This window comes from Ferrovibrio sp. (assembly GCF_964218355.1).
In the GTDB taxonomy this organism is placed as follows: Bacteria; Pseudomonadota; Alphaproteobacteria; order Ferrovibrionales; family Ferrovibrionaceae; genus Ferrovibrio.
In genome coordinates this window covers 203293-224404 of the sequence record NZ_CAXPMC010000026.1, presented here as the reverse complement: position 1 = coordinate 224404, position 21112 = coordinate 203293, and the positions used below count along the sequence as shown (strand labels likewise).

At 59.2% G+C, this 21112-nt stretch carries 19 protein-coding genes; 4 read left to right on the top strand and 15 right to left on the bottom strand.

Annotation, left to right across the window (positions count from 1 at the left end; genetic code table 11):
• The 12 genes from ACEQZY_RS19075 to ACEQZY_RS19020 all read right to left on the bottom strand — a co-directional run bounded on the left by ACEQZY_RS19075 (nucleotide 1) and on the right by ACEQZY_RS19020 (nucleotide 13019).
• Nucleotides 1-873: a branched-chain amino acid ABC transporter permease gene (locus ACEQZY_RS19075; protein WP_341701882.1), complete on the bottom strand. Its 873-nt coding sequence runs from the start codon at nucleotides 871-873 to the stop codon at nucleotides 1-3.
• A 64-nt stretch (nucleotides 874-937) separates the two neighbouring features.
• Nucleotides 938-2173: an ABC transporter substrate-binding protein gene (locus ACEQZY_RS19070; protein WP_370156513.1), complete on the bottom strand. Its 1236-nt coding sequence runs from the start codon at nucleotides 2171-2173 to the stop codon at nucleotides 938-940.
• Nucleotides 2170-3018 (bottom strand): GntR family transcriptional regulator, encoded by an 849-nt coding sequence (locus ACEQZY_RS19065; protein ID WP_341701880.1) that lies wholly within the window; start codon nucleotides 3016-3018, stop codon nucleotides 2170-2172. Before ACEQZY_RS19065 ends, ACEQZY_RS19070 begins: the two co-directional genes overlap by 4 nt.
• A gap of 105 nt (nucleotides 3019-3123) precedes the next feature.
• Entirely contained in the window at nucleotides 3124-3978 is an 855-nt protein-coding gene (locus ACEQZY_RS19060) for an ABC transporter permease (protein ID WP_370156579.1), read from the bottom strand.
• A 32-nt stretch (nucleotides 3979-4010) separates the two neighbouring features.
• Nucleotides 4011-4952, bottom strand: a complete 942-nt coding sequence (locus ACEQZY_RS19055; protein ID WP_341701879.1) for an ABC transporter permease — start codon at nucleotides 4950-4952, stop codon at nucleotides 4011-4013.
• A 49-nt stretch (nucleotides 4953-5001) separates the two neighbouring features.
• Entirely contained in the window at nucleotides 5002-6510 is a 1509-nt protein-coding gene (locus ACEQZY_RS19050; RefSeq protein ID WP_370156511.1) for an ABC transporter substrate-binding protein, read from the bottom strand.
• A gap of 33 nt (nucleotides 6511-6543) precedes the next feature.
• On the bottom strand, nucleotides 6544-7626 hold the full coding sequence (locus tag ACEQZY_RS19045; RefSeq protein WP_341701877.1) for an oligopeptide/dipeptide ABC transporter ATP-binding protein: 1083 nt from the start codon (nucleotides 7624-7626) through the stop codon (nucleotides 6544-6546).
• The gene (locus tag ACEQZY_RS19040) at nucleotides 7623-8588 is read right to left on the bottom strand and encodes an ABC transporter ATP-binding protein (RefSeq protein ID WP_370156509.1); all 966 of its coding nucleotides are present in this window, start codon (nucleotides 8586-8588) and stop codon (nucleotides 7623-7625) included. Before ACEQZY_RS19040 ends, ACEQZY_RS19045 begins: the two co-directional genes overlap by 4 nt.
• Nucleotides 8588-9316, bottom strand: coding sequence for a DUF1028 domain-containing protein (locus tag ACEQZY_RS19035; protein WP_370156508.1), 729 nt, complete (start codon nucleotides 9314-9316; stop codon nucleotides 8588-8590). The genes ACEQZY_RS19040 and ACEQZY_RS19035 overlap by 1 nt, the downstream gene beginning before the upstream one ends.
• Before the next feature lie 24 nt (nucleotides 9317-9340).
• Nucleotides 9341-11170: a gamma-glutamyltransferase family protein gene (locus tag ACEQZY_RS19030; RefSeq protein ID WP_370156507.1), complete on the bottom strand. Its 1830-nt coding sequence runs from the start codon at nucleotides 11168-11170 to the stop codon at nucleotides 9341-9343.
• Between the two features lie 50 nt (nucleotides 11171-11220).
• On the bottom strand, nucleotides 11221-11943 hold the full coding sequence (locus tag ACEQZY_RS19025; RefSeq protein WP_341701873.1) for an FCD domain-containing protein: 723 nt from the start codon (nucleotides 11941-11943) through the stop codon (nucleotides 11221-11223).
• A 539-nt stretch (nucleotides 11944-12482) separates the two neighbouring features.
• Nucleotides 12483-13019, bottom strand: coding sequence for a hypothetical protein (locus ACEQZY_RS19020; RefSeq protein ID WP_370156506.1), 537 nt, complete (start codon nucleotides 13017-13019; stop codon nucleotides 12483-12485).
• A gap of 124 nt (nucleotides 13020-13143) precedes the next feature.
• Between ACEQZY_RS19020 and ACEQZY_RS19015 the strand changes: the two genes are divergently transcribed.
• A complete protein-coding gene (locus tag ACEQZY_RS19015) occupies nucleotides 13144-13407 on the top strand; it encodes a helix-turn-helix domain-containing protein (protein ID WP_370156504.1) in 264 nt (87 codons plus the stop codon).
• A 290-nt stretch (nucleotides 13408-13697) separates the two neighbouring features.
• Here ACEQZY_RS19015 and ACEQZY_RS19010 read toward each other — a convergent pair whose 3' ends face one another.
• Together ACEQZY_RS19010 and mobF are read right to left on the bottom strand one after the other, a co-directional pair.
• A complete protein-coding gene (locus ACEQZY_RS19010) occupies nucleotides 13698-14489 on the bottom strand; it encodes an HAD domain-containing protein (RefSeq protein ID WP_370156503.1) in 792 nt (263 codons plus the stop codon).
• 1205 nt (nucleotides 14490-15694) lie between these two features.
• Nucleotides 15695-17185, bottom strand: coding sequence for a MobF family relaxase (mobF, locus tag ACEQZY_RS19005; RefSeq protein ID WP_370156502.1), 1491 nt, complete (start codon nucleotides 17183-17185; stop codon nucleotides 15695-15697).
• A 1086-nt stretch (nucleotides 17186-18271) separates the two neighbouring features.
• On the opposite strand from mobF, the gene ACEQZY_RS19000 reads away from it, so the two are divergent.
• Genes ACEQZY_RS19000 through ACEQZY_RS18990 form a run of 3 tightly spaced genes read left to right on the top strand, consistent with a single transcriptional unit; the run spans nucleotide 18272 to nucleotide 20373 of the window.
• A complete protein-coding gene (locus ACEQZY_RS19000) occupies nucleotides 18272-18565 on the top strand; it encodes a helix-turn-helix domain-containing protein (RefSeq protein WP_370156501.1) in 294 nt (97 codons plus the stop codon).
• The gene (locus tag ACEQZY_RS18995) at nucleotides 18562-19905 is read left to right on the top strand and encodes a tyrosine-type recombinase/integrase (RefSeq protein WP_370156500.1); all 1344 of its coding nucleotides are present in this window, start codon (nucleotides 18562-18564) and stop codon (nucleotides 19903-19905) included. The genes ACEQZY_RS19000 and ACEQZY_RS18995 overlap by 4 nt, the downstream gene beginning before the upstream one ends.
• 27 nt (nucleotides 19906-19932) lie before the next feature.
• Nucleotides 19933-20373 (top strand): hypothetical protein, encoded by a 441-nt coding sequence (locus ACEQZY_RS18990; protein WP_370156499.1) that lies wholly within the window; start codon nucleotides 19933-19935, stop codon nucleotides 20371-20373.
• A gap of 66 nt (nucleotides 20374-20439) precedes the next feature.
• Here ACEQZY_RS18990 and ACEQZY_RS18985 read toward each other — a convergent pair whose 3' ends face one another.
• Nucleotides 20440-20712 carry a hypothetical protein gene (locus ACEQZY_RS18985; protein ID WP_370156497.1) on the bottom strand — a complete coding sequence of 91 codons (273 nt, stop codon included), beginning with the start codon at nucleotides 20710-20712 and terminating at the stop codon, nucleotides 20440-20442.
• Nucleotides 20713-21112: the final 400 nt, after the last annotated feature.

Genomic DNA, 21112 nt, shown 5'->3' with positions numbered 1-21112 from the left:
TCACACCCTCTGGCCGAGCAGTCCGGTTGGCCGGAACAACAGAACGATGATGAAGATCAGGAAAATACCGAGTTGGCCGAGGCTCTCACCGAAAAATAAACCGCCTAGGCTTTCTGTCACGCCGATGATCAGGCCACCAATCAGCGCGCCGACAAAACTGCCCATGCCACCCAGAACCACAACGGTGAAAGCGACCAGCACGAAGGCATGGCCGACCTGGGGGCTGACATAGAAGCTCGGCAGCAGCAGGCAGGCAGCAACACCGAGGCAAGCGCAGCCAATGCCAAACGACATAGCAAAGATATGTTCGACATTGATGCCGACCAGACGTGCCCCATGCCGCTCTTTGGCTAGCGCACGGATAGCACGACCAAGATCGGTTCTGGCCATCAGAGACCACAGCAGGACCGCCACGACCAGAGCGCCAATGAAGGCCACCACTTTCGGTACCGGGATAAATGCGACGCCGAAGTCTATGATGTCAAAGGAGTAAGGCGTCTCGATGGTGCGCGTGTCAGAACGCCAAAGATACAGCGCCAGATTCTCGATGATCACCGACAGGCCCAGCGTCACCAGCAGGATGTTCTCGTCCTTGCCGTGGCTGGCCTTGCCGATCACGAAGCGCTGCAGCCCGTAGCCGATACCGAACAGGGCCGGTACCACCACCGGCAGGGCCAGGTAAGGGTCGAGACCGAACAGGCTGTGCAGAAAGAATACGCCATACAGCGCCAACATCAGAAGGCTGCCATGGGCAAAGTTGATGATGTGCAGGACGCCATAGATCAGGGTGAGGCCCAGCGCCACAAGGGCGTAGATCGCCCCGATGGTCAGGCCGTTCAGGATCGCTGGCAGGAGGATCGACAACTCAAGCATCACGCGGCTGCTCGGAAAGAGGAAAATCCGGGCGGGACCAGCCGGTCCCGCCCGGCAACATGGCTCAGGCCTTCGGCGCCGGGAAGACCGGCTTGGCATTGGCGAAGTCCTTCGGGAAGATCACTTTGATGTCCCCGCCCTGAATCTGGGTGTTGACCGGTGCTGCACCGACATTCTGGCCATTGACGAACTTGGTCGGCCCGTAGGGCATGAAGGTGTTGGACCAGCCCGACACCTCGAGGGCGTGAGTGATCGCTGCCCGGTCGGTCGATGCGGCACGTTCCACGGCGTCGGCCAGCAGACGGATGCACTCGTAATCGAGGAACACCTCGTAAGAGAAGAAAGCCTTTTCGGCTTCGACCTTCTTCTTCAGTTCCAGCGCCACCGGATTACGCGGATCGAACCAGTGGTTGCAATCCATGATGTACTCGGCCGCCTCGGGGAATTCCTTGACAAACCGGTACTGCGACGCGGCACCACCGAGGATCGAGTAGATCGCCTTCGGCCGCACCTTCTGCTGACGCAGGGTGCGGGCCAGCAGCACGAACTCATTGTAATAGTTGGACGGGATCAGGATGTCCGGGTTACGCGCCTTGATCTTCAGCACGATGTTGTTGAAGTCGCGGGTCGGATTGGCATGTGGAATGGTCTCGAGAATCTCGAAGCCCTGCGCCGGCAGCCGCTCGTTCAGGGTCTTGGCCATACCGGAGCCAAAGGCCGATTCCTCGTGGACGATCATGACCGTCTTCGCCGGCTTGCCTGCCTGGTTGTTCAGTGAGACCAGATTCTCGATTGCCGTGTCCACGATCTTGCTGAGGCCCGGACCGAAGCGGAAGGTGTTCTTAAGGCCACGGGTGACCACCTGATCCACCACGCCGACATCGACAATATGGGGAATGTTGTGCTTGGCCGCCGCCTGGGTCGTGGCCAGCGCAATACCTGAGGCAAAGGGACCGACAATGGCCGAAACACCGGCCTCATTCAGCTTCTCGACCTCGGCCACACCGACATCGGGCTTGGACTGCGCATCGGCATAGATCGGCTCGATCTTGGCGCCACCCAGCGAGGCAATGCCGCCGTTGGCATTGATCGTATCAATCGCAAGCTTGGCACCGAGACGGCATTGCTGGCCCGACGGGGCCAGCGGACCGGTAACCGGATGCAATACGCCGACTTTCAGGGTCTTGCCCTGGGCCTTCACGATGGCAGGAAAGCCTGTAACACCGGCCGCCGCAGCCACGGCGGTGCCGGCAAGGAAATGCCGGCGGGATACGCGGATTCTGGACTTGTGCTCGCTCATCTTTTTTTCTCCCCGTTGGTGGATTGCGCTGAGGTCTTATCCCCTGCTGCCGGCTGCGCGATGCTGGCCGACCAGGTATTGCTGTCTGCTCCCCGGACCCGGTCGAGGCTCATGCGGAACTGGTAGCGGTCTGGCCGGTACAGACCGACGATGTACTCGACCGGCCGCCCGGCCTGATCGTGTACGGCACGGCTGATGCGGATCAGCGGTGCACCAACGGCGGTTTCCAGCAGCGGCGCCACACGCGTATCTGCAAGGGTGGCCGCAATGGTCTGGTCAGCGCCGCCGATCACCACACCGGAGCGCTCCAGCAGGGCCAGCAGCGGCGCCTGTGCAAGTTCCTTGCGGCTGAACTTTCGACCGATATCTGCCGGCACATAGGTGGTCAGGTAGGAGAATGGCCCCGCTTCCAGCGAGCGGACACGTACCGCGCGCTGCACCTCCTCACCCGGCGCCACCTGCAAAGCCGCGGCAACATCAGGGGCGGCTGCCTCATAGCCGAACTCTATCAGACTGACCCGGGTCTTCAGGCCCATGGCCAGAAGGTTTTCCAGCAACCCCTCGACGCCCGCGCGGATCGGCGGCGGATCGTTCCGTGGCGCCACATGGGTGCCGCGTCCACGACTGCGGGTCACCAGGCCCTCGGCTGCCAGCTCACCCAGTGCCCGTCGCGCAGTGATGCGGGACACATTGAACTGGCGCGCCAGCTCTTCCTCTCCCGGTACCAGGGCGCCCTGCGCCAGTCGGCCTTCAAGGATCTGGCCACGCAGGATCAGGAATATCTGGTGATAGAGCGGCGTCGGCAGCCGCTCGTCGATTGTCGCTGCCGTGCTGGATTTAGCCATGTCGGCCGCTCCGCTGCATCTTTTTCATATTGTTATACTCATATGACATTTAAGGCGACGTCAAGGAGATTCATTGCCCTTTCATGAAATCGCCAGGTCAGGAGCTTAATCGCGATGCCGCGGGTCCAGTGCGTCGCGGAGGCCGTCGCCGAGCAGATTGAACGACAGGACCACAACGAAGATCGATAGGCCGGGGTAAATTGCCATCCACGGCGCCTGGGTCAGGAAGTCCTTGGCCGCATTCAGCATGCTCCCCCAGCTCGGCGCCGGCGGCTGCTGGCCTAGACCAAGGAAGGACAGGCTGGCCTCGGCAATGATTGCCGAGGCGATGGTCAGGGTTGCCTGCACCAGCAGGGCGGGCCAGATATTCGGCAGGATGTGCCGCAATGCAATCCGCAAGGGCGGATTGCCGATGGCCCGGGCTGCCTCGATATAATCCTCCACCTTCACTGCCTGCACCTGCGCCCGGGTCAGTCGCACGAAGACCGGTGTTGCCGACAGGCCGATAGCGATCATCGCATTGCCGAGACTCGGTCCAAGAAAGGCTGCCAGGGCAATCGCCAGAATCAGGAAAGGCACGGCAAGCATGGCATCAGTCAGCCGCATGATCAGGCCGTCGAGCAGGCCACCCGCATACCCGGACAGCAGCCCGACCGGAATCCCGAGCAGCAGCGCCAGCCCCACCGATATGACACCAGCCAGCAGCGAGGCGCGGGCGCCGAAAATCACCCGTGACAGCACATCCCGCCCCAGTTCATCGCCGCCGAAAGGATGTGCCGGCGTGGGCGCCGCGCGCAAAGCAGACCAGTCGGCTTCGGTCGGGTCATATGGTGCCACCAGCCCGGCCAGAGCCGCCACCAGGATGAACAGCGTCACCACGAGCAACCCGATCACGGCGCCCTTTCGCTTCAGCAGACGGCGAAAGGCCCGCCGCGCCGGACTTTCCTCCGTCGATCGCATCGCGGAAGCGGAGATACCGGCGGTTTCCGCAGTCATGCGCGCAGCCTCGGGTTTACCAGGTAATAGGCTATATCTGCCAAAAGGTTCAGAACGATATAGGCGGTCGCCGTACATAGCACCACGCCCTGCACCACCGCATAGTCGCGGTTGAAAACAGCGTCGACAATCAGCTTGCCGAAACCCGGAATCGCAAAAATCTGCTCGGTCAGAACCGCACCCGACAGCAGCTGGCCAAATTCCAGCGCCCCCAAAGTGATCACCGGTACGGCCGCATTGCGCAGGGCGTGTTTCCCGATCACCACACGTTCGTACAGACCCTTTGCCCGCGCCGTGCGGATGTAGTCGCTGGACAGGACCTGCAGCATGGCGCTGCGGGTATGCCGCATCATCACGGCGGCAATCCCCGTGCCGAGCACGAAGGCCGGCATGATCATGGCTTCGAGATTCTGCAGCAGATTCTCGCCCGGGCTGACATAGCCCGAAGCCGGAAGCCAGCCGAGCTCAACGGAGAACAGCAGAATCATCATGATGCCAAGCCAGAAATTCGGCGTCGACAACCCCCACAGGCCAATAATATTGGCGGCATAATCGACCCAGCGTCCGTTATAGAGGGCCGACAGCATTCCCGCAGGCAGGCCGATTAGCAGGGCGATCAACATCGACAGCACCGCCAGCTCAATGGTCACCGGCAGCTTTTCCACCAGCAGCTGACCGACCGGCATCTGAATGCGGATCGACTCGCCAAAATCACCTTGTATGACACCGGTAATCCACAGCCAGTATTGCTGTGGCAGCGGTTTGTCGAGATTGTATTTCTCGCGAATCTGCTGGATCGCAACCGGGTCACGCTCCTCGCCGGCCATGGCCAGGGCCGGATCGCCAGGCAAAAGCTGCTGCAGTCCGAAAATGATCATCGAAACGAAGATCAGAGTCGGCAGGATGATGGCCAGGCGGCGGATCAGGAAGCGCGTCATGACGGAGAATGGGGGCTGGCCGCGGCCCTGACCGCGGCCAGCCGCCTGTTCACATCTTCATGCCGGTAAAGCGGATCAAGCCATCCGGATATTCCCTGAACCCGGCCAGCTTGGCATTATAGGCCCACATCCATTTGCGGTGCAGCAGATAGATGATCGGGCGTTCAGCCAGCACGATTCTGGCCGCCTTTTCCCATGCTGCCTGGCGCTGGGCCATGTCGGTGGTGAGGCGGGAATCGTTCAGCACTTCGTCCAGCGCCGGATTGCACAGACCGGCATAGTTCAGCGGCTGCTTGCATGCGTGGAAGCTGTACAGGTTGCCGTCCGGATCCGGCCGCCCGCTCCAGGCCAGGATATAGGCCTCGAAATCTCCCTGATCGGCCATCTTCAGCGAGGTGGCAAATTCGGTGGCCTGGATACGCACATCGAAACCGGCCTCCTTGGCCATCGCCTGAACGACCTGAGCGATGTTGCGGGCATCCGTGGTGGTCGGTGTTACCAGGTTGACCACCGGGTTCGGGTTGCCGGCTTCCTTCAGCAATGCCTTCGCCCTGGCAACATCCCTTTTCGGCACCGGCAGCGATTTCGCATAATACGGGCTGTTCGGCGCGACCCACTGGTTGCCCGGCGTCGCCAGACCATCAAACACCACCTTGTTGATGCCGTTACGGTCCAGCGACAGTTCAAAGGCTTCACGGATCTTCTGGTTCGATCCGAGCGCAGATGTCTTCGCCTTGTCGCTCTTGCCGATATTGATGGTGATACCGTAATAGCCGATTTCCGTAATCGAACCGAATTTCAGCTTCTTATCCTTCTGCACACCCGGCGCGTCAGTGGCAGCGAGGCGCTCCAGCATGTCGAGCTGACCGGACCGGAGGTTTGCCAGGCGGACAGTGGCGTCGGTGAAGGGGCGGAATTCGATTTTCTGGAAGTGGATGTTATCCTTGTTCCAGTAGCCGTCATACTTCTCCAGCACGATCCGGTCCTGGGCAATACGCTCGACAAACCTGAAGGCACCGGAACAGACCGGCGCAGTGGCAAACTTGTCCCCCAGTGCGGCGCCGGCCTTGGGCGAAATCATCATGCCAGCGCGATCGGTCAGGGTCGCCAGCAGCGGAGCGAAGGGTGCCGCAGTGTTGATTCGAACCGTCAGCGGATCGACGACATCGACACTGGTAACCGCCGACAGCTCGCCACGGCGCTGCGATCCCTGCATGGTCTTGTGTCGTTCGAGATTGTACTTCACTGCTTCGGCATCGAACTTCTCGCCGTCGTGGAAGGTCACGCCTGGGCGCAGCTTGAAGGTCAGGCTCTTGTTGTCGGCTGACCAGCCCCATTCGGTTGCCAGTTGAGGAACGATCTTCAGATCAGGCGATATATCGACCAGCTTATCGCACATTGCCGAAAACACGATGCGGCCAACGAATGTACGGGCCAGCGTCGGGTCAAGGGCGTCGGGATCTTCCGCCAGGCCGAAATGCAGGGTCTGGGCCGCCGCCGGCATGGCCGCAAGAAGGCCCGCTGCCGTCAGCAGGCCGAATGTGGTTTTACGCAGCATCTGTCTCTCCTCTGTCTGTGACTCCGGCATTCTTCAGGCCGGCATGTTGGTTTGATTGTCGGCGGTACGGACAAATTGAGCCTGCAGACGGGCCAGCCGTTCGGCTTCAGGCCCCGAGCCTGATGACGGCAGCGGCGCTGCGGCAGGCAGCCCGCCCCAGTGGTGGCAGGCAACCTGGTGATCCGTGCCATCGCCCGATAATTCGGGCCCCTCCTTCCGGCACAGGTCAGTGGCAAATGCGCAGCGTGTGTGGAACCGGCAGCCGGACGGTGGATTGATCGGGCTCGGCACATCTCCGGCCAGCATTTCGCGCTGTTGGCGTACACCAGGCACCGGCACCGGAATGGCCGACAGCAGGGCGCGGGTATAGGGATGCCGGGGTGCGGCAAACAGCGCCCGGGTTTGCGCAATCTCGACAATCCGGCCGAGATACATAACGGCGATGCGGTCGGCGATGTGGCGGACCACAGCGAGGTCGTGCGCGATGAAGATCAGCGCTATGCCGAGTCGGGCCTGCAGGTTCTTCAGCAGATTCAGAACCTGGGCCTGTACTGACACGTCTAGCGCCGAAACCGCTTCATCGGCCACGATCAGATTCGGCTCCACCGCCAGAGCGCGGGCAATACCTATGCGCTGGCGCTGACCGCCGGAAAACTCATGGGGATACCGGCGGGCATGCTGTGGCGACAATCCGACCATCTGAAGCAGATCGGCGACCCTTTGCCCCCGCATGGCCGGCGGCGCCAGCCCATGCAGCATCAGGGGTTCGGTCAGGATATCACCGACCGTCATGCGCGGATTGAGCGAGGCGTAAGGATCCTGAAACACCAGCTGCATCTCGCGCCTCAGATCACGCAGCGAACTGCCTTCCAGGGTCGTGATATCGCGGCCATCATAACGGATAGTGCCGGCGCTGGGTTCCAGAAGCCGCAGCACCAACCGGCCGGTCGTGGATTTACCGCAGCCACTTTCGCCGACCAGCCCCAGCGTCTCGCCGGCCGCCAGGGTAAAGCTGATGCCATCCACGGCACTGAGATGATGGGTCGGCCGCCCGTACCAGTTCGACCGCACGACAAAGCGCTTGCTGAGACCGGAGACGTCCAGCAGCGGTATCATAGCGGCGCCCTCCGACAGGCCACGGCATGGCCGGGCTGAATGGCACGCAGGGCCGGCTGTGCCGTGTGACATTCCGTATCGGCAAACGGGCAGCGGGGCGCGAACCGGCAGCCAGGCGGGGGATTGCTCGGGTCTGGCACGCTGCCCTCGATGGCAGCAAGCTGTAACTGGTCATAATCAAGCCGCGGGATCGAACCCAGCAGACCGATGGTATAGGGATGCTGCGGCGCTTCGAACAGGCGAGCAACCGGCGCCTGCTCGACCACACGGCCGGCGTACATCACTGCCACCTCGTCCGCCATTTCGGCGATCACGCCGAGATCATGGCTGATCAGCAGGATAGCCGCGCCGCTGTCCCGCTGCAGGTCGCGCAGCAGATCGAGAATCTGCGCCTGCACGGTGACATCGAGTGCCGTGGTTGGCTCGTCGGCGATCAGCAGCTCCGGTCCGCAGGCCAGCGCCATGGCGATCATGGCCCGCTGCCGCATGCCGCCGGAAAGCTGGTGCGGATAATCGTCGACGCGCTGTTCCGGTGCCGGGATTCGCACCTGCCGCAGCATTGCGATCGCCGCGTCACGTGCAGCCGTGCGGCTCATCTGTCGGTGCCGGATCAATCCTTCCATGATCTGGTCACCTATAGTGAAGGCCGGGTTCAGCGAGGTCAACGGCTCCTGGAAGATCATGGCCAGCCGATTACCGCGCAAATCCCGCCTGGCACTCTCGGCAAGTTCCAGCAGATCGACGCCCTTGAACCTTACACTGCCGCCGGCGATACGCGCCCCCCGGGCCGGCAGCAGACCCATCACCGACAGCGAGGTCACCGACTTGCCGCAGCCACTTTCCCCGACGATGCCCAGCGTGCGACCGGCATCGACGGAAAATGTCACACCATCGACGGCACGGATCTCGCCGCGGTCGCCTGTGAAGCAGGTCTGCAGGTTCTCGACCTCCAGCAGCGCCATCAGACGCCCCCTCCTTCGGTGGCCAGGAGAGCCTCCCGCCGCGCCACTTCCGCCTCGATCACGGCACGGTCGAAAATGCCACAGGGGTTGTCCCGGGTCGGCAGGAAGCTCATGAAGGCCGCGAACCGGCCACGCGATATGCCGTAGAGCCGATGCAGTTCGGCCAATGGATTGACGTGGTCATCAGCCCTCAGCGACAGGGCCGGATATTCCTCGGTGGTGTGAATCACCAGACAGGCAGATTGCCTGCCGCGCTTGTCTCCGCCAGCGGCCTCTCCTGCCTGCATGGCCATGAGGAATCGTTCGGCAAAGGGCCGGTCGGCCGCCTGTCGGAACGCGGCAAAAGTGGCATCGACCACCTCGGGCCCGGCCAGCATATTGCCGGCCACCGACAGGTTCTCGTCGCCGCGATGGCCACACCAGCCGATGCAATCCACACCGGTATGGGCAGCAACACGGCCCTGGCGGTCAACAATATGCAGCTGCCGTGCCGCCCTGCCGGCATCGCCAGCCAGCATTTCCGCCAGAACCTCGCCGGCACCGTACCCCGCATTCAGCAAAGCCAGCCCGCGCGGACCATAGGTCGGATTGATCAGGGCTTGTGTCGACAGCGCGCCAGCACCAGGCCGGATATGCGGACAGAGTGCGCCAACGGCAAAAAAGCGTGAGGCAACCGCCACGCCATAGCTGCCATCTGCGGGGTCACGGGCAACGATCGACCAGGTCATGATGCGCGCCCCCGTTTCGCTATCTCAGCGTCCGACCGCGTAGCCTTGCATGCCGCGCGGATTGGCGCCTGCACGCAACAGCGTGCCTTCGGACGTTTCATCCGTCGCCGTTGCACAGAGCCGGCCTTCCGACCAGTCGCCGCCCACCTCGACCTTATGGCCGCGGGTCTGCAGCGCTTCGACCGTTGCCTGCGGAAAGCGTGCTTCGAGCCCGAGATGGCCCGGTTTCGCCGCACGCGGATAGAATGAACTCGGGAAATGCTCGGTATGCCAGGCTGGCGAATCAATCGCCTCCTGCAGATTCATGCCGTGATGCGCGATTTTGAGGAAGAATTGCGGCGACCACTGGTCCTGCTGGTCACCGCCCGGCGTGCCGAATGCAAGGGCCGGCTGGCCATCATACAGCGCCATCGACGGCGACAACGTGGTCCGCGGACGCTTGCCGGGCTTCAGGGAATTGGGCAGCCCCTCTTCCAGCCAGAACATCTGAGCGCGCGTGCCAAGACAGAACCCGAGTTCCGGAATCACCGGCGAGCTCTGCAGCCAGCCACCCGACGGGGTGGCCGCCACCATGTTCCCCCACCGGTCGATCACATCGACATGGCAGGTATCGCCGCCGACCGCGCCACGGCGGCTGACGGCCCCGTCACTCGCCGCAAGGCGGCCTACCGTCGGCTCTCCGATACCGGCCCCTCGCGCGGTGCCTGCCTTCACACTGGCAAGGCGGGCACCCAGGCCGGCGGGATTGCCCGGTCGCAGTTCCAGCGACGCCTGCCTGCCGATCAGGCGGCGACGTTCATCATTGTAGGAGTCCGACAGCAGCGCATCCATCGGCACATCGACATGATCGGGATCGCCGTACCAGGCTTCTCGGTCAGCGAAGGCCAGCTTGGCAGCTTCTGTCACCACATGCACAAAATCAGGGCCGTCGGCAGGCATGGCCGCGAGATCGAACCCCTTCAATAATGCCAGCTGCTGAAGAAAAGCCGGCCCCTGGCTCCAGGGGCCGCATTTCGCCACCGTCCAGCCGTGATAATCATAGGTCAGCGGTGCTTCGATATGCGCCTGCCAGCCGGCCATGTCATCACCCGTCAGCACCCCGCGGTGCCGGCGGCCCGATGAATCCATCGCCTCGGTATTGCGGCAGAAGGCATCGACTGCTTCAGCGACAAAACCTTCCCGCCAGGCACGGCGCACAGCTTCGATACCTTTCTCCCGGCTGCCGCCGGCCTGTTCGGCCATCTGGGTAAACCGGACATAGGTGGCGGCCAGTCTTTCCTGCCGGAACAAGTCATAGGCCTTCGGCAAGGCGCCCCGCGGCAGCCAGACTGCGGCCGATGTCGGCCACTCCTCGCGAAACAGCGCCTCAACGGTGGCGATGGTATCGATCACACGCGGCACCAGGGGACACCCCCGGGCGGCATAATGGATCGCCGGCGCCAGCGCCTCCGTCACACTGATCGTTCCATAGTCACGCAGCATCAGCAGCCAGCCATCCACTGCTCCCGGCACGCAGGGAGCCAGCAGGCCGGAACCGGGAATCAGGTCGAGCCCCAGCGTGCGGAAATGTGCGATCGTCGCCTGCTGCGGTGCCGGCCCCTGACCACAGAGTGCCTCGATCCGGTCCCGACGGGCATCCCACAACAGTGCCGGCAGGTCGCCGCCCGGACCGTTCAGATGCGGTTCGGCCAGGTGCAGCACAAAGCCGGCCACCACCGCCGCGTCGAAGGCGTTACCACCACGCTCCAGAACCCCCATCGCTGCCGAAGATGCAATCCAGTGCGTGCTGGACACCACGCCGAACGTCCCCTTGATTTCGGGCCGGGTGGTGAAGGCAAACGGGATACTGGTCATGTCAATCCTTGTGCTGGAACGGGCATCGGGGATGATAACGGCGTAGTCGGTCAGGCAGCGTCGGTATTCATCGCCCGGTTCAGCGCCTCCTGGTGGGTCAGGATATGCTGGCGCATGATGAGGGCGGCGCGTGCTGCATCACGCTGGGCAATGGCTTCGGCAATCTGCAGATGCTGCTGGCCCGACGTGGCGCGCCCTGCCGGTGTGCGCGCCCGCGCCCGGGTGCTCTGCCACAGCGGGTCGAAGCGGATCTTGTCGATCACCTCAAACAGGTCGAGGAACAGTCGATTGCCGGCCGCTTCGGCGAGGCTGCGGTGAAAGGCGCTGTCCCAGCGTTCCAGCGTCGAGGCATCGACCTCGGTATTGCGCGCAGCCAGCCGCTCGGCCAGCTTGCGGATCATGGCGATCTGGTCGGGGCTGGCCCGTTGTGCGGCGAGTTGCGCGATGCTCGGCTCGAGATGCAAGCGAACCTCCATGATTTCATAGAAGTTCGTGCGGCTGGCCAGCCGGCCCAGATTGGGTACCGAGGCGGCCGGCGCGGGCCCGACAAAGGTCCCCTTGCCCTGACGGCGCCAGATCTTGCCCTCGGCTTCCAGTCCGGCCAGCACTTGGCGGACCACCCGTCGGCTGACGCCATACCGTTCGGAGAGGGCGCGCTCCGTCGGCAGCGGTCGTTCCGGCGCCGCGGCCTGGACGCGCACCAGTTCGCGCAGGCCGCGGTCGACCCGTTCGACTGCGACCGTACTGTCGGGATGCAGCAGGCTCTTGTCCATAACAATTGAACCTAAAAGCAATGGTTCGATGACGCAAGCCAGAAAACCTCGACGCCATTGCCAGTAAATCAGTAATTAAGCCAAGATTTTAAGCATGTTGCCGCTTCACTGTGCCGAACCATTGATATTGGTTTGGCGCGAGCGAACCAAACCTGTCTCGGGTGGCTTGCCGAGGCTGCCAACTGAAGCAGGGAGAATGAGAGAACCGCAGGCAATACAGCCGGCCAGCACGACGGAACGGGATGGCGCTTCGATCAGCGACCCGGATGCGGCGTCATGCCCCGCGTGACAGGCAACAGCCGTTCCTGCGCCGCCTTATAAAGGCGACACCTAGATAACCAGATAAGGATGCGGGACGAACAGGGAGGAGAAAATGGCGCGCCCGAAGAGATTCGAACTCCTGACCCCCAGATTCGTAGTTTTCGGCTCTATATCTACGTTGTTGATTTTATTCGGCCCGCTGCCCGGCAGCGGGCCTCGAATGCCCCTGAATGGCCCCCCAGTCCCAGCCAAAGTCCCAGCCAGACAAAGCTCGGCAGTTAGGCATCAGCAACTGCGGCTGACCCAGCTTGGTGCGTATTCCAGTATGCTTCACATACCGCCCTTAAGCGCGCCTCGAGCTCTTCTCCGCTCTCATTGTCCAAGCATTCGATTAATACCCGAGGCCGCTCGACCTGCCGGAGCAGAAGTTCAAGCTTCTTGTCAGAGTGTCGAAAATTGAGGTTCCGGATATTTTTAAGAGGGATAATCTCAATGTGTTGCTTCTGGAGCAGAAGCATTTGATACGATGTCGCATCGATGCTGACCGCGCATGTATCTCTTGAGTTCACAGTGGAGAAATCGATTCCCAGACCTCTCCGTGAGGCCTCAAAATTAAGCCGCTTAAACAATCGTCGATCTCGCGCCTCGGCCCACCTGAACAGCAAAAGAACTGGCCCAAATATCAGCGCTGGGATCGCCAGCAGCGCACCGGTTGTCCCACCGGCCCAACCAGCCAAAGCGACGATGCCGATGCTAAGCATGAAGTAGACGGGCAACGCTACAATAGATAACAGCGACAAAATAATCGACTTCAAAGCCCCCTCCTGTCTGCCCCATCCACCGCTGGATACCGGCATGCTCGTTCAGATTTGTTCCATAACTATATTATTGGTCTTTTACGACCTACAATAATCACTTGCAAGCTGGTCGCCTCCACTTATGGATGCGACAAAAATAGTTGGCTGGAATCTAAGGAAAATTCGGGTTGATCGCGGCCTGACGCTGGAGGACCTTGCAGGCGCAGCAGAGGTGGAATCCTCTTTTTTGGCCAAAGTCGAGCGGGGTCAGGCGAACCCTACTTTGGCGTTCCTGGACAAGCTGGTGAAGGTCCTCAAGATTCGCTTGGTGGAATTATGCGTTGAGCCGGTTCCGGGAGCCCCGAGGCCGAAGGCAATGCCGAGGGGACGAAAGCCAGGCAGATAGCCGACGGTCTGACGGGTGAGCCCGGTTACGCCAGTGCCATTCTGCAATCCACGCCTGGTTTCTCTCAGATGGTGAGGTGCTGGGATGCCGTAAGTGCAGCTACCGCGGGCTTGCGAGATTGCCAAAGTAGCAGATCCCAATGCGGAGAAGATTGCGGAGGCCAGGGCACCCCAAAGCCGCTCTCGACCCTCGGCCCAGTTGCCAGCGTTCGGAGAAGCCGGGAATACCGAGAAAATACCCCGGAACTACTATTGGGGTTTAGCAGAACTTGCCCTTACCTGATCGGAACGTCAGTCCTCGTCAATGGACCCTTCACGTCCGACACATGGGTCCGACCGCGATTCCTCGGCCACTCTCACCAACTGATAGTGGCTATGGTGTAATCGAAGGCAGCCAGGAGGCGCCGGCGCGGTGGATGGCTCGATCGGGCCAAACTCGAAACTCCGAACTGACCGGCCGTGCCCTAGTATCACCGTTTCACCCAACGGGCCGGGATGAAGATCGGCAGTCAAGATTCCATCCCGGACGTCCAAGTTGGATATCTGCACTCCTCCGCCCAACGCCGCGGAGGCTGAGCAAAAATCGCACCAACGAAGGCCATCCGAATAAGGAACAAAAACGCCACCTGGCAAAGAGAGGACGCTCACATCATCATCTATAGCGGCATAAGCTGCGATATGCTCCCCACGCGTTTTGGCCTCTTCAAGCCAGTATCTTATTTCCTGCGCACGGGTAGCACCCAGTTTCCGAAAGTCTGTCCTCCATTTCGGATGCAGCCACTCACCTGGAATCCCATTCTCCTCCAGAATAAATTCCATGTTCCGCCGCCCAACTTTTTGCCAACTGGACGAGATTACGATGCGTGCGGAATGCCCGATAGTCAGTCGCCGCAACAATTCGCACGCTACGGGATCAAAGTGACGTATCCGATCAGCTCCCTCTTTGATTGGCCCTATTGGACGGTCAAACGCCTCCGGTAGAGGCGGGACATTCGTCCTGCACCATTCAATCGCATTCTGCGGAAGAAATCGCGTGCGATGAGATAGCAGGGGGCCGTCAATATCCAGGAAGATGACTTTCACGGTGTACTGGCAGCGAGATCGCCCCTGGCTTCGCTCCGCCCTACGGGCGCATGTGTCTCGCGCGCCCGAAGGGCATCCCGGGGGAAAAAGCGATCAATTACGCTCATCAGGCCAATCCAATCCGCCATACGCTGCAACACCCCTATCCCAAATTGCAAATCGTTGCTTGCAAGCCGTATTTATATAGTTGATCGACCAAACCAGGACTCACCGAAACGGTGTGAAACACCACGACATTCCGTCGCTCAAAGCCGTAGAGGCCAAGAATCGTCTGTTGCAGGCCGACGCCGGCTCTGACCAGGATCCGAGCCACTTCGATGAAATTGAAGTCGGACTCCCGCAGCATTTCGATCCGCAACGAAAAGCGCCCTCTGATCAGCGACGCATCATATGCTGGTCTTGGCTGCCGGGGGAATGTGGATGGCCACCGCATTCAGACACCACCTTCTTCTGTTTTCCTCATTCAATACGGAATGGGTCTGTATCACCCCACTACAATGCCGCCAATTCATGCTGAGCAAGCACATACGGCGAAGTATCATGCACACGGTTAAACGAAAACATCTTCAAATAGCACCTGTCCAATGCCTCATCAGGGTCGTAAGGCGTGAGACGATAGTGACAACCGTCCTTTATTGATACGGCCAGTTTGTGCACCAAGTTGAAGTAATACACTCTGTCTACAAGAGGCCTCGACTTGGGTGAGTTTTCGCTCTGCCTCGCGAAACCAATGATATAGAGATCACCCCCTGATGCTATCAGCCTCCATGGCTCAACATAGAGATATCCCGCTCTTGGCAAACAGAACGGATCCCGATCCCGCTGCCACTTATCTGCCCCATACCTGTAAATTCGACGGGTATCGCTTAGACGGAAGACCGCATACTTAGTCAAATCGAACTCTGGCTCTGCCCAATCCAAAACAGACCAGCTGCCGCGCACACTGGAGATCCGTCCCGCTTCATAGTCAACGAACGTGATTGACCCTGTGGACAGCGGAACTCCGTGGTCGCTCACACCAAACGCAAATATCTCGAAGCCTGACTGCAGCAATACTGCCTTTCGGAGAGCGATACCCTGAGTCCCCATGAATATTACCTCGCTTCGCTTATCTGAGCGAAGATATGAAGGCGCAAGTTTTCACGTCAAGCCTTATTGGTCCCTTATAACCTGATTTCTCTTTCGCTTCACTTCTGTTTGAGATATCATGGCTTCATTGAAGGCCCTTCCGCAGAACCCGCTTCGGGGGCTTCCTTCAATTCAAAATCCTCTTCATAAAACTCCAACCCGCCTCCTATTTTGTGTGGAGTATATTTCTCATCCGCGCTCTCGTTACCTGACGTTTTGCCAGGAACAATGTGGTTGGCATCGGCCATTCCTGATTCATTTGAGGCGCTAAGCCACGCCGAATAATCTCGCGCATTTGCCAAACGCATTCGCTCAAGGAACAGTTCGCCGACGTCACGCTTTACCTTCTTTATCGCCCTATTGATGCGCCTGAATCCGGTCAGTTTAACGCCACCTCTGTAACGATGCTCTGAAAGCATCTCAACCAGCGGACTCGCGAGAAGTGAATTGTAGCATCGATCAATCGGCTGATTGGGATCACCGCTGGACAACCGTATCGCCTCAGTTAGTGCCTCCAGGATTGAAACACTCCCCCCTCGAAGAAGCCGGGACCAAAGGCTTTTTGTAGGCGAAACCTTCCGTAACCGCAGCTGCTCCCGCGACATCGTTTCCCATAGTCGGCTGAGTTCTCCCAGGCTAAGGCGATATCTACTGAAGGACTGGCGCCAGGCGGCCCATTGAGCGGTAATGTTCGACCGTTTTGCATTCCTTGTCTTCAAAGCGGCGTATCTTTTGCTTTCGCCGGTCGTTTTTGCAAACTTTGTTATTTCTGCTTTGCGTCGGCTGAACTCATCGAGAAGCGCGACTGGCAGTCCGACGACATGCGGAACAAGGAGATTATTGGTCTCCCGCACAAACGTGATCGGGATTTTAGCACCGACTAAAGCGTCGCTAACGGCCTTTTGGTACGCTTGACCGAGGAGAAATACAGCATCACTGCGTAAAAAATACTTACTGTTCAGAGTTCGGCACTTCTGGCCATCGAAATGCGAGTTGTAGATGACGGCATGCGTGTGGAGGTGGGGGTCTCCCAACTGCTCGCCTTCTGGACGGCTGTCATAGTGATGGAATAGCGCTCCTGCAATTGCCCCCTGCGCGATCTCCTGCGTTCCATGCCGCCCAGTTCTCGTGGTTGCAAGGTTCTGAGCGAAGAAATTCAGCGTAGCCCTAACTGCAGATATGTGAGCTCGCCAAAATAGCTTGGCTGCATTCTCGTTATGAGCGGTCGCGGCGAGCGCCCAGCTCACAGACAACGGCTTGGGAGCAGGAAATAGTAATTCGAATCCAGGAACCGCATCTCCTCCTTGTTTCTGCCGCAAAGTACGGCCGGAATTGGACTTACCGCTTATGAGCCTCCGGTATATTTTATCATTGAAACCGAGGCCATCCCGTATTCCGAAAGCTACTTCCCCTTCTGGTGCACTCAAATAAAACTCCGCCGTCTCACCACCTGGAAAGAAGCTAACGGCTGGGCCCAGTTCGACCTTAAGAAACTCGGCCTCAATGCGCTGGCGGGCGATTTCATCGAGATAGTATGTCGTGCTGGCTGGTAATCCGATTCTAAGCATTATCGTTCCCGCTGAAGCGCATTCATTTCATCCAGGCGCTCTCTGAGTTCGTGCAACAACTTTTCCACTGCGCTAAGCCTGCCCGTCATACTCTCGCGCCTCTCCAGCATCACGGCGATCCGCTCAAGGACCTCGCAATTTCGACGGATGAGATCTGGGCTGGCTGTATGAGAGACCTGACCCTCGATGGCTAGCCACCTCTTCAAAACGGACAGCAGAAGATCTTGGGTTTTAGGTGAGCCGTATATGCTTCGCGCCATCCGAAGTGGCTCGTTGAATTCCGCGGACAGGTAGATGCGCTCACCAGGCATTGTGTCAACTCCAGTTAAATTGGTTTCTGGTAGCGGATTGAACTACGGTCAAACTCCCAAAACGCAAGCTGACCAACGTAAGTATTTCATTAATCAACGAAACGTGGACACTTTGACCCAATAGGTGCCTTTGGTTCAGGGCGGAGGAGTTTGATCGCACAAGAATGGAGGCAACACTCTCACTGATCCGCCGAGTTTCTGCTCTTACACCCCATCGTCGTAAGTTCGCTCTGTCAGGCGATTGTGCCGACAGAGAAAAAGGAACTTCCAAAATGGGCTTCGATCCCCAATCACTCCGTAAACTCATCGAGCAGAAACACACGGCGATACTTCAAAGGCGGGCACGAGAGTTACCCGCGGAAGCCGTTGGGCTTGCCAGGGAACTTTATCGGGACGGTGTCGCAATCCGGACGATCCACGAAGGCCTGAAGGAGCAGGGCCTCGTAATCAGCACTCACAAGCTCTCGAAGCTCATCCGGGCGCGCCGCGCTCGACGCACCGGGGGTAACGGAGGCAACGGCCACCCCGCTTTGAGCGGCTCACTACCTTCAAACCCTAATCACCCTCAAACGTCTGCTGCCGCAGAAGTGCCGGGGCGGGATTCTCGAACGCTTATGGATGAGCTTTCGAAAGCAGTAGTTACGGAGCGGACACAGCGAGGGCCGCAGTTTTGATCACCCCTGACGAGGGTCAGTCACCTCGAGCCTGCCCGGCCCTCGACTTGGGTTTTCAAATCAACACCGTATATCGCCTGCAGAAGCGGACGAACCAACCCATGACTGACCTCATCCTCAGATACGCGTTACCGACCAAAGAGGCTGCCAAAGTGCTCGGCTGCGATCCCAGCCGGGTTCGCAAGCTGGTCAATCAAGGCCTCCTCGAGGGTTTCAAGGATGGCGCCTCGACCCGTGTATATGTGGATAGCCTAATAGCATACCAGGTCAGCCGGGCGGTTGGACAGTGTCTCCCTCTGCCCGCTAAGGGTGACGTCACGCCACATCACACCGGACACCGTCAGGCGATGCAGCGCCTGCAATCCCGTGGACTTCTGACAGGATTCGTTTCATGAGCGTGTATTTCCGAAAGTCACGGAGACAATGGACGTATGACTTCACCCTCAAGGGTGAACGGCATGTTGGATATTGCAAGCATACTGACACCGGGCAGCCTGCACGCAACAAGCGGGAAGCAGAAGCAATCGAAGAAACTCTGAAGGTCGCGCTCAGGTCCAGGCCCGCTAATTCTCTGTCCTCCACGCCGGAATACACGATTGCCGAGTGCTTCGCCGATTGGCTTGATTCAATCCAGGGCACCTCCAATTACCACAACGCGGCCGACCACATTGCCGAGTTTCTATCATGTCCGGAATTTGCACCCGACAAGCCAGTAACAGCGATCTCCGATACTGACATTGAGCGATATGTCCAGCGGGCTCGACAGCACAAGCTGCGCATATGGATAGGCGGGCCCGACCGAGACCGCGCCATCCTGCAGCATAAGCAACACAACCGACCTCTATGGAAGGATTCCGATCGGTTGCGGTCGGCATCGACGATTAACCATTATCTCGCAACCCTGTCGGCCGCCCTTAGGCGCGCTCACGAAACCCGCAATCCAGCAACCGGCGCACCCCTGCTACCGATGATGCCGCGGATCAAGAAGTTGAGAGCAAGCCAGCGTCTTCCCAGGCAGCTGCCGGATTCAGTGATTGGAGCACTGATACGCAACGAAGGGGTTAAGCGTGTCCGGACCAGGGTGGGCACAAAACTTGTAGCCCGGAAGCCCCCCGCGCAGCACGTTGTAGATGCCGTCATGCTCTGTCGTCTCATGGGATTCCGCAAGAATGAGGTCGTCAATCTCGACTTGCGTCAAATGGACGACGAGCATCGGAGCTATCGGCTGCCGGGCGACGCGACGAAGGGAAAACGTGATGAATTTGTTCGAGCCAACCCGCTTGCATGGGAGATTCTCACGCGCCTCCGCAAGCAGGCGCTCGAATCCGGCAATACCCGGCTGATCCTTGTGCGAGGGTCACGCGGGCAGAGTAAGACGGAGCCCCTGCGACCAATCAAAAGTTTCCGCTCTGCATTCGACCGGTTGATGGACGACATGGAGCTGAAGGGCATCTACATGTTCCACAACACGAAGGCGACCTATGTCACATCGATCTCGAAAGTGACTGACAGTGCCACCACACAGAAGCTCGCACGGCATATCGACTACAAGACGACCCAACGGTACATCGATCTGGTCGATGAAAGGACAAAGTCTGCTGTAGAGGCCATGGATGTCCGCATCGACCTTACCGCCCGGGCGCCTGATCTCGATGGTTGGTCGTCGATCGTAACAAAACACCTGTTCGTGCTTCTGGGCGAAGCCATTCGGCGGTCGCCGGGAGAGTATGAATGATGACTTCAGAAAGAAATGAGGTGAACCATGCCAAAGCCCAAGCGAATCATCGATCGCAGCGAAATTTTCCACGGCCTGATATTGAAAAACGTCCTTGACGGGTTCGGTGAGTATTTCGGCGCGATCGAAGTTGACGGCGAAACAGTCAGCTATTGCATTGCCGAGGGTGAACCAGTCTGCCCAACCTTTGCAACAGAGCTGATGATCTCAATTGAGGCAATCGCAACCCGCTTTCCACAACCCTGGGCCCTGCCGGCGGCTATCCACGTATCGGAAGACGATGGTTTATACCGTTGTAGCATTACCACCAGAACCGCAGATGAAGCCAAACATTTCTGCTCTGCAGCCGTGATTGAGGAGCTGTTTCGCCTCCATTTACCGAGGCCAACAAATCTCTACATGCATATCTTTATCGGAGAATATGAAAGGCACAGGGAGTTTCATCTGCATACAGCTGCGTTCTTGTGAATGTCATGAGTTCACTTGCGAAGTGGTTCGTCGAGTGAATTCTGGCGCAAGAAATTCATAGAACTCTTACAGGACCGATACTCGGAGTGATATCGATCTCGCGGCCTTTGACGGCCAGGCTGGTGTGGCCATCCTGCGCCCGGTGGCGTTCGGCGAATCGAACCTGGCCATGATCTTCAGCCGTGACACCACGGCGGCTCGGCTCTGCGGCGGCGCCTTCTCCACCTTCTGCAGTACGCCATCAATACGATAGTGCAACACCAGGATGGCTTCAGTGGATTCCAAATGCACGCCGCGCTCGACCGCATACTCGATCCAGCGGTTGACCATCCGGATCACCGGTACTTCCGTACTAATGAATAACAAGGTCGGCAACTTCACACGCTTTGCGCATCTCATGAGGCTGCTGGCCGAGCGGAATTCCGGCTCGTTCGTCGGCTTGAACTCGATTAACTGACGAATACGCGGCTTGGAATTTTTGAGCCTATATCTCTCTCGCTTTCCATTTCTGGAAAATCATGGGCGCTTCCGAGTTTCGTCGTCGTTTTGGTGTTTGTCATTGCACTACCGCCTGTGCGCCATGGGGTTTCTCTCGTAATTTCGCGACCCCGCACTCTGGGAACAAAAAGCTAGACAGCCGCTTCTCAGCTACATGGGGACCGCTCCTTAGCTGCCTGCTCTGGCTGGCCGGTGCAGTTGACCGAATTAAAGGCTCAAAACCTCAAAGTTTTGGCCGTGG

Bases quoted from the DNA above. Each gene is read 5' to 3' on its own strand.
- ACEQZY_RS19075 (WP_341701882.1), bottom strand. From the start codon at position 873: ATGCTTGAGTTGTCGATCCTCCTGCCAGCGATCCTGAACGGCCTGACC.
- ACEQZY_RS19030 (WP_370156507.1), bottom strand. From the start codon at position 11,170: ATGACCAGTATCCCGTTTGCCTTCACCACCCGGCCCGAAATCAAGGGG.
- mobF (WP_370156502.1), bottom strand. From the start codon at position 17,185: ATGCTTAGAATCGGATTACCAGCCAGCACGACATACTATCTCGATGAA.
- ACEQZY_RS19025 (WP_341701873.1), bottom strand. From the start codon at position 11,943: ATGGACAAGAGCCTGCTGCATCCCGACAGTACGGTCGCAGTCGAACGG.
- ACEQZY_RS19035 (WP_370156508.1), bottom strand. From the start codon at position 9,316: ATGACCTGGTCGATCGTTGCCCGTGACCCCGCAGATGGCAGCTATGGC.
- ACEQZY_RS18990 (WP_370156499.1), top strand. From the start codon at position 19,933: ATGCCAAAGCCCAAGCGAATCATCGATCGCAGCGAAATTTTCCACGGC.
- ACEQZY_RS18995 (WP_370156500.1), top strand. From the start codon at position 18,562: ATGAGCGTGTATTTCCGAAAGTCACGGAGACAATGGACGTATGACTTC.
- ACEQZY_RS19060 (WP_370156579.1), bottom strand. From the start codon at position 3,978: ATGCGATCGACGGAGGAAAGTCCGGCGCGGCGGGCCTTTCGCCGTCTG.
- ACEQZY_RS19045 (WP_341701877.1), bottom strand. From the start codon at position 7,626: ATGATACCGCTGCTGGACGTCTCCGGTCTCAGCAAGCGCTTTGTCGTG.
- ACEQZY_RS19050 (WP_370156511.1), bottom strand. From the start codon at position 6,510: ATGCTGCGTAAAACCACATTCGGCCTGCTGACGGCAGCGGGCCTTCTT.
- ACEQZY_RS19070 (WP_370156513.1), bottom strand. From the start codon at position 2,173: ATGAGCGAGCACAAGTCCAGAATCCGCGTATCCCGCCGGCATTTCCTT.
- ACEQZY_RS19015 (WP_370156504.1), top strand. From the start codon at position 13,144: ATGGATGCGACAAAAATAGTTGGCTGGAATCTAAGGAAAATTCGGGTT.
- ACEQZY_RS19065 (WP_341701880.1), bottom strand. From the start codon at position 3,018: ATGGCTAAATCCAGCACGGCAGCGACAATCGACGAGCGGCTGCCGACG.
- ACEQZY_RS19000 (WP_370156501.1), top strand. From the start codon at position 18,272: ATGACTGACCTCATCCTCAGATACGCGTTACCGACCAAAGAGGCTGCC.
- ACEQZY_RS19055 (WP_341701879.1), bottom strand. From the start codon at position 4,952: ATGACGCGCTTCCTGATCCGCCGCCTGGCCATCATCCTGCCGACTCTG.
- ACEQZY_RS19040 (WP_370156509.1), bottom strand. From the start codon at position 8,588: ATGGCGCTGCTGGAGGTCGAGAACCTGCAGACCTGCTTCACAGGCGAC.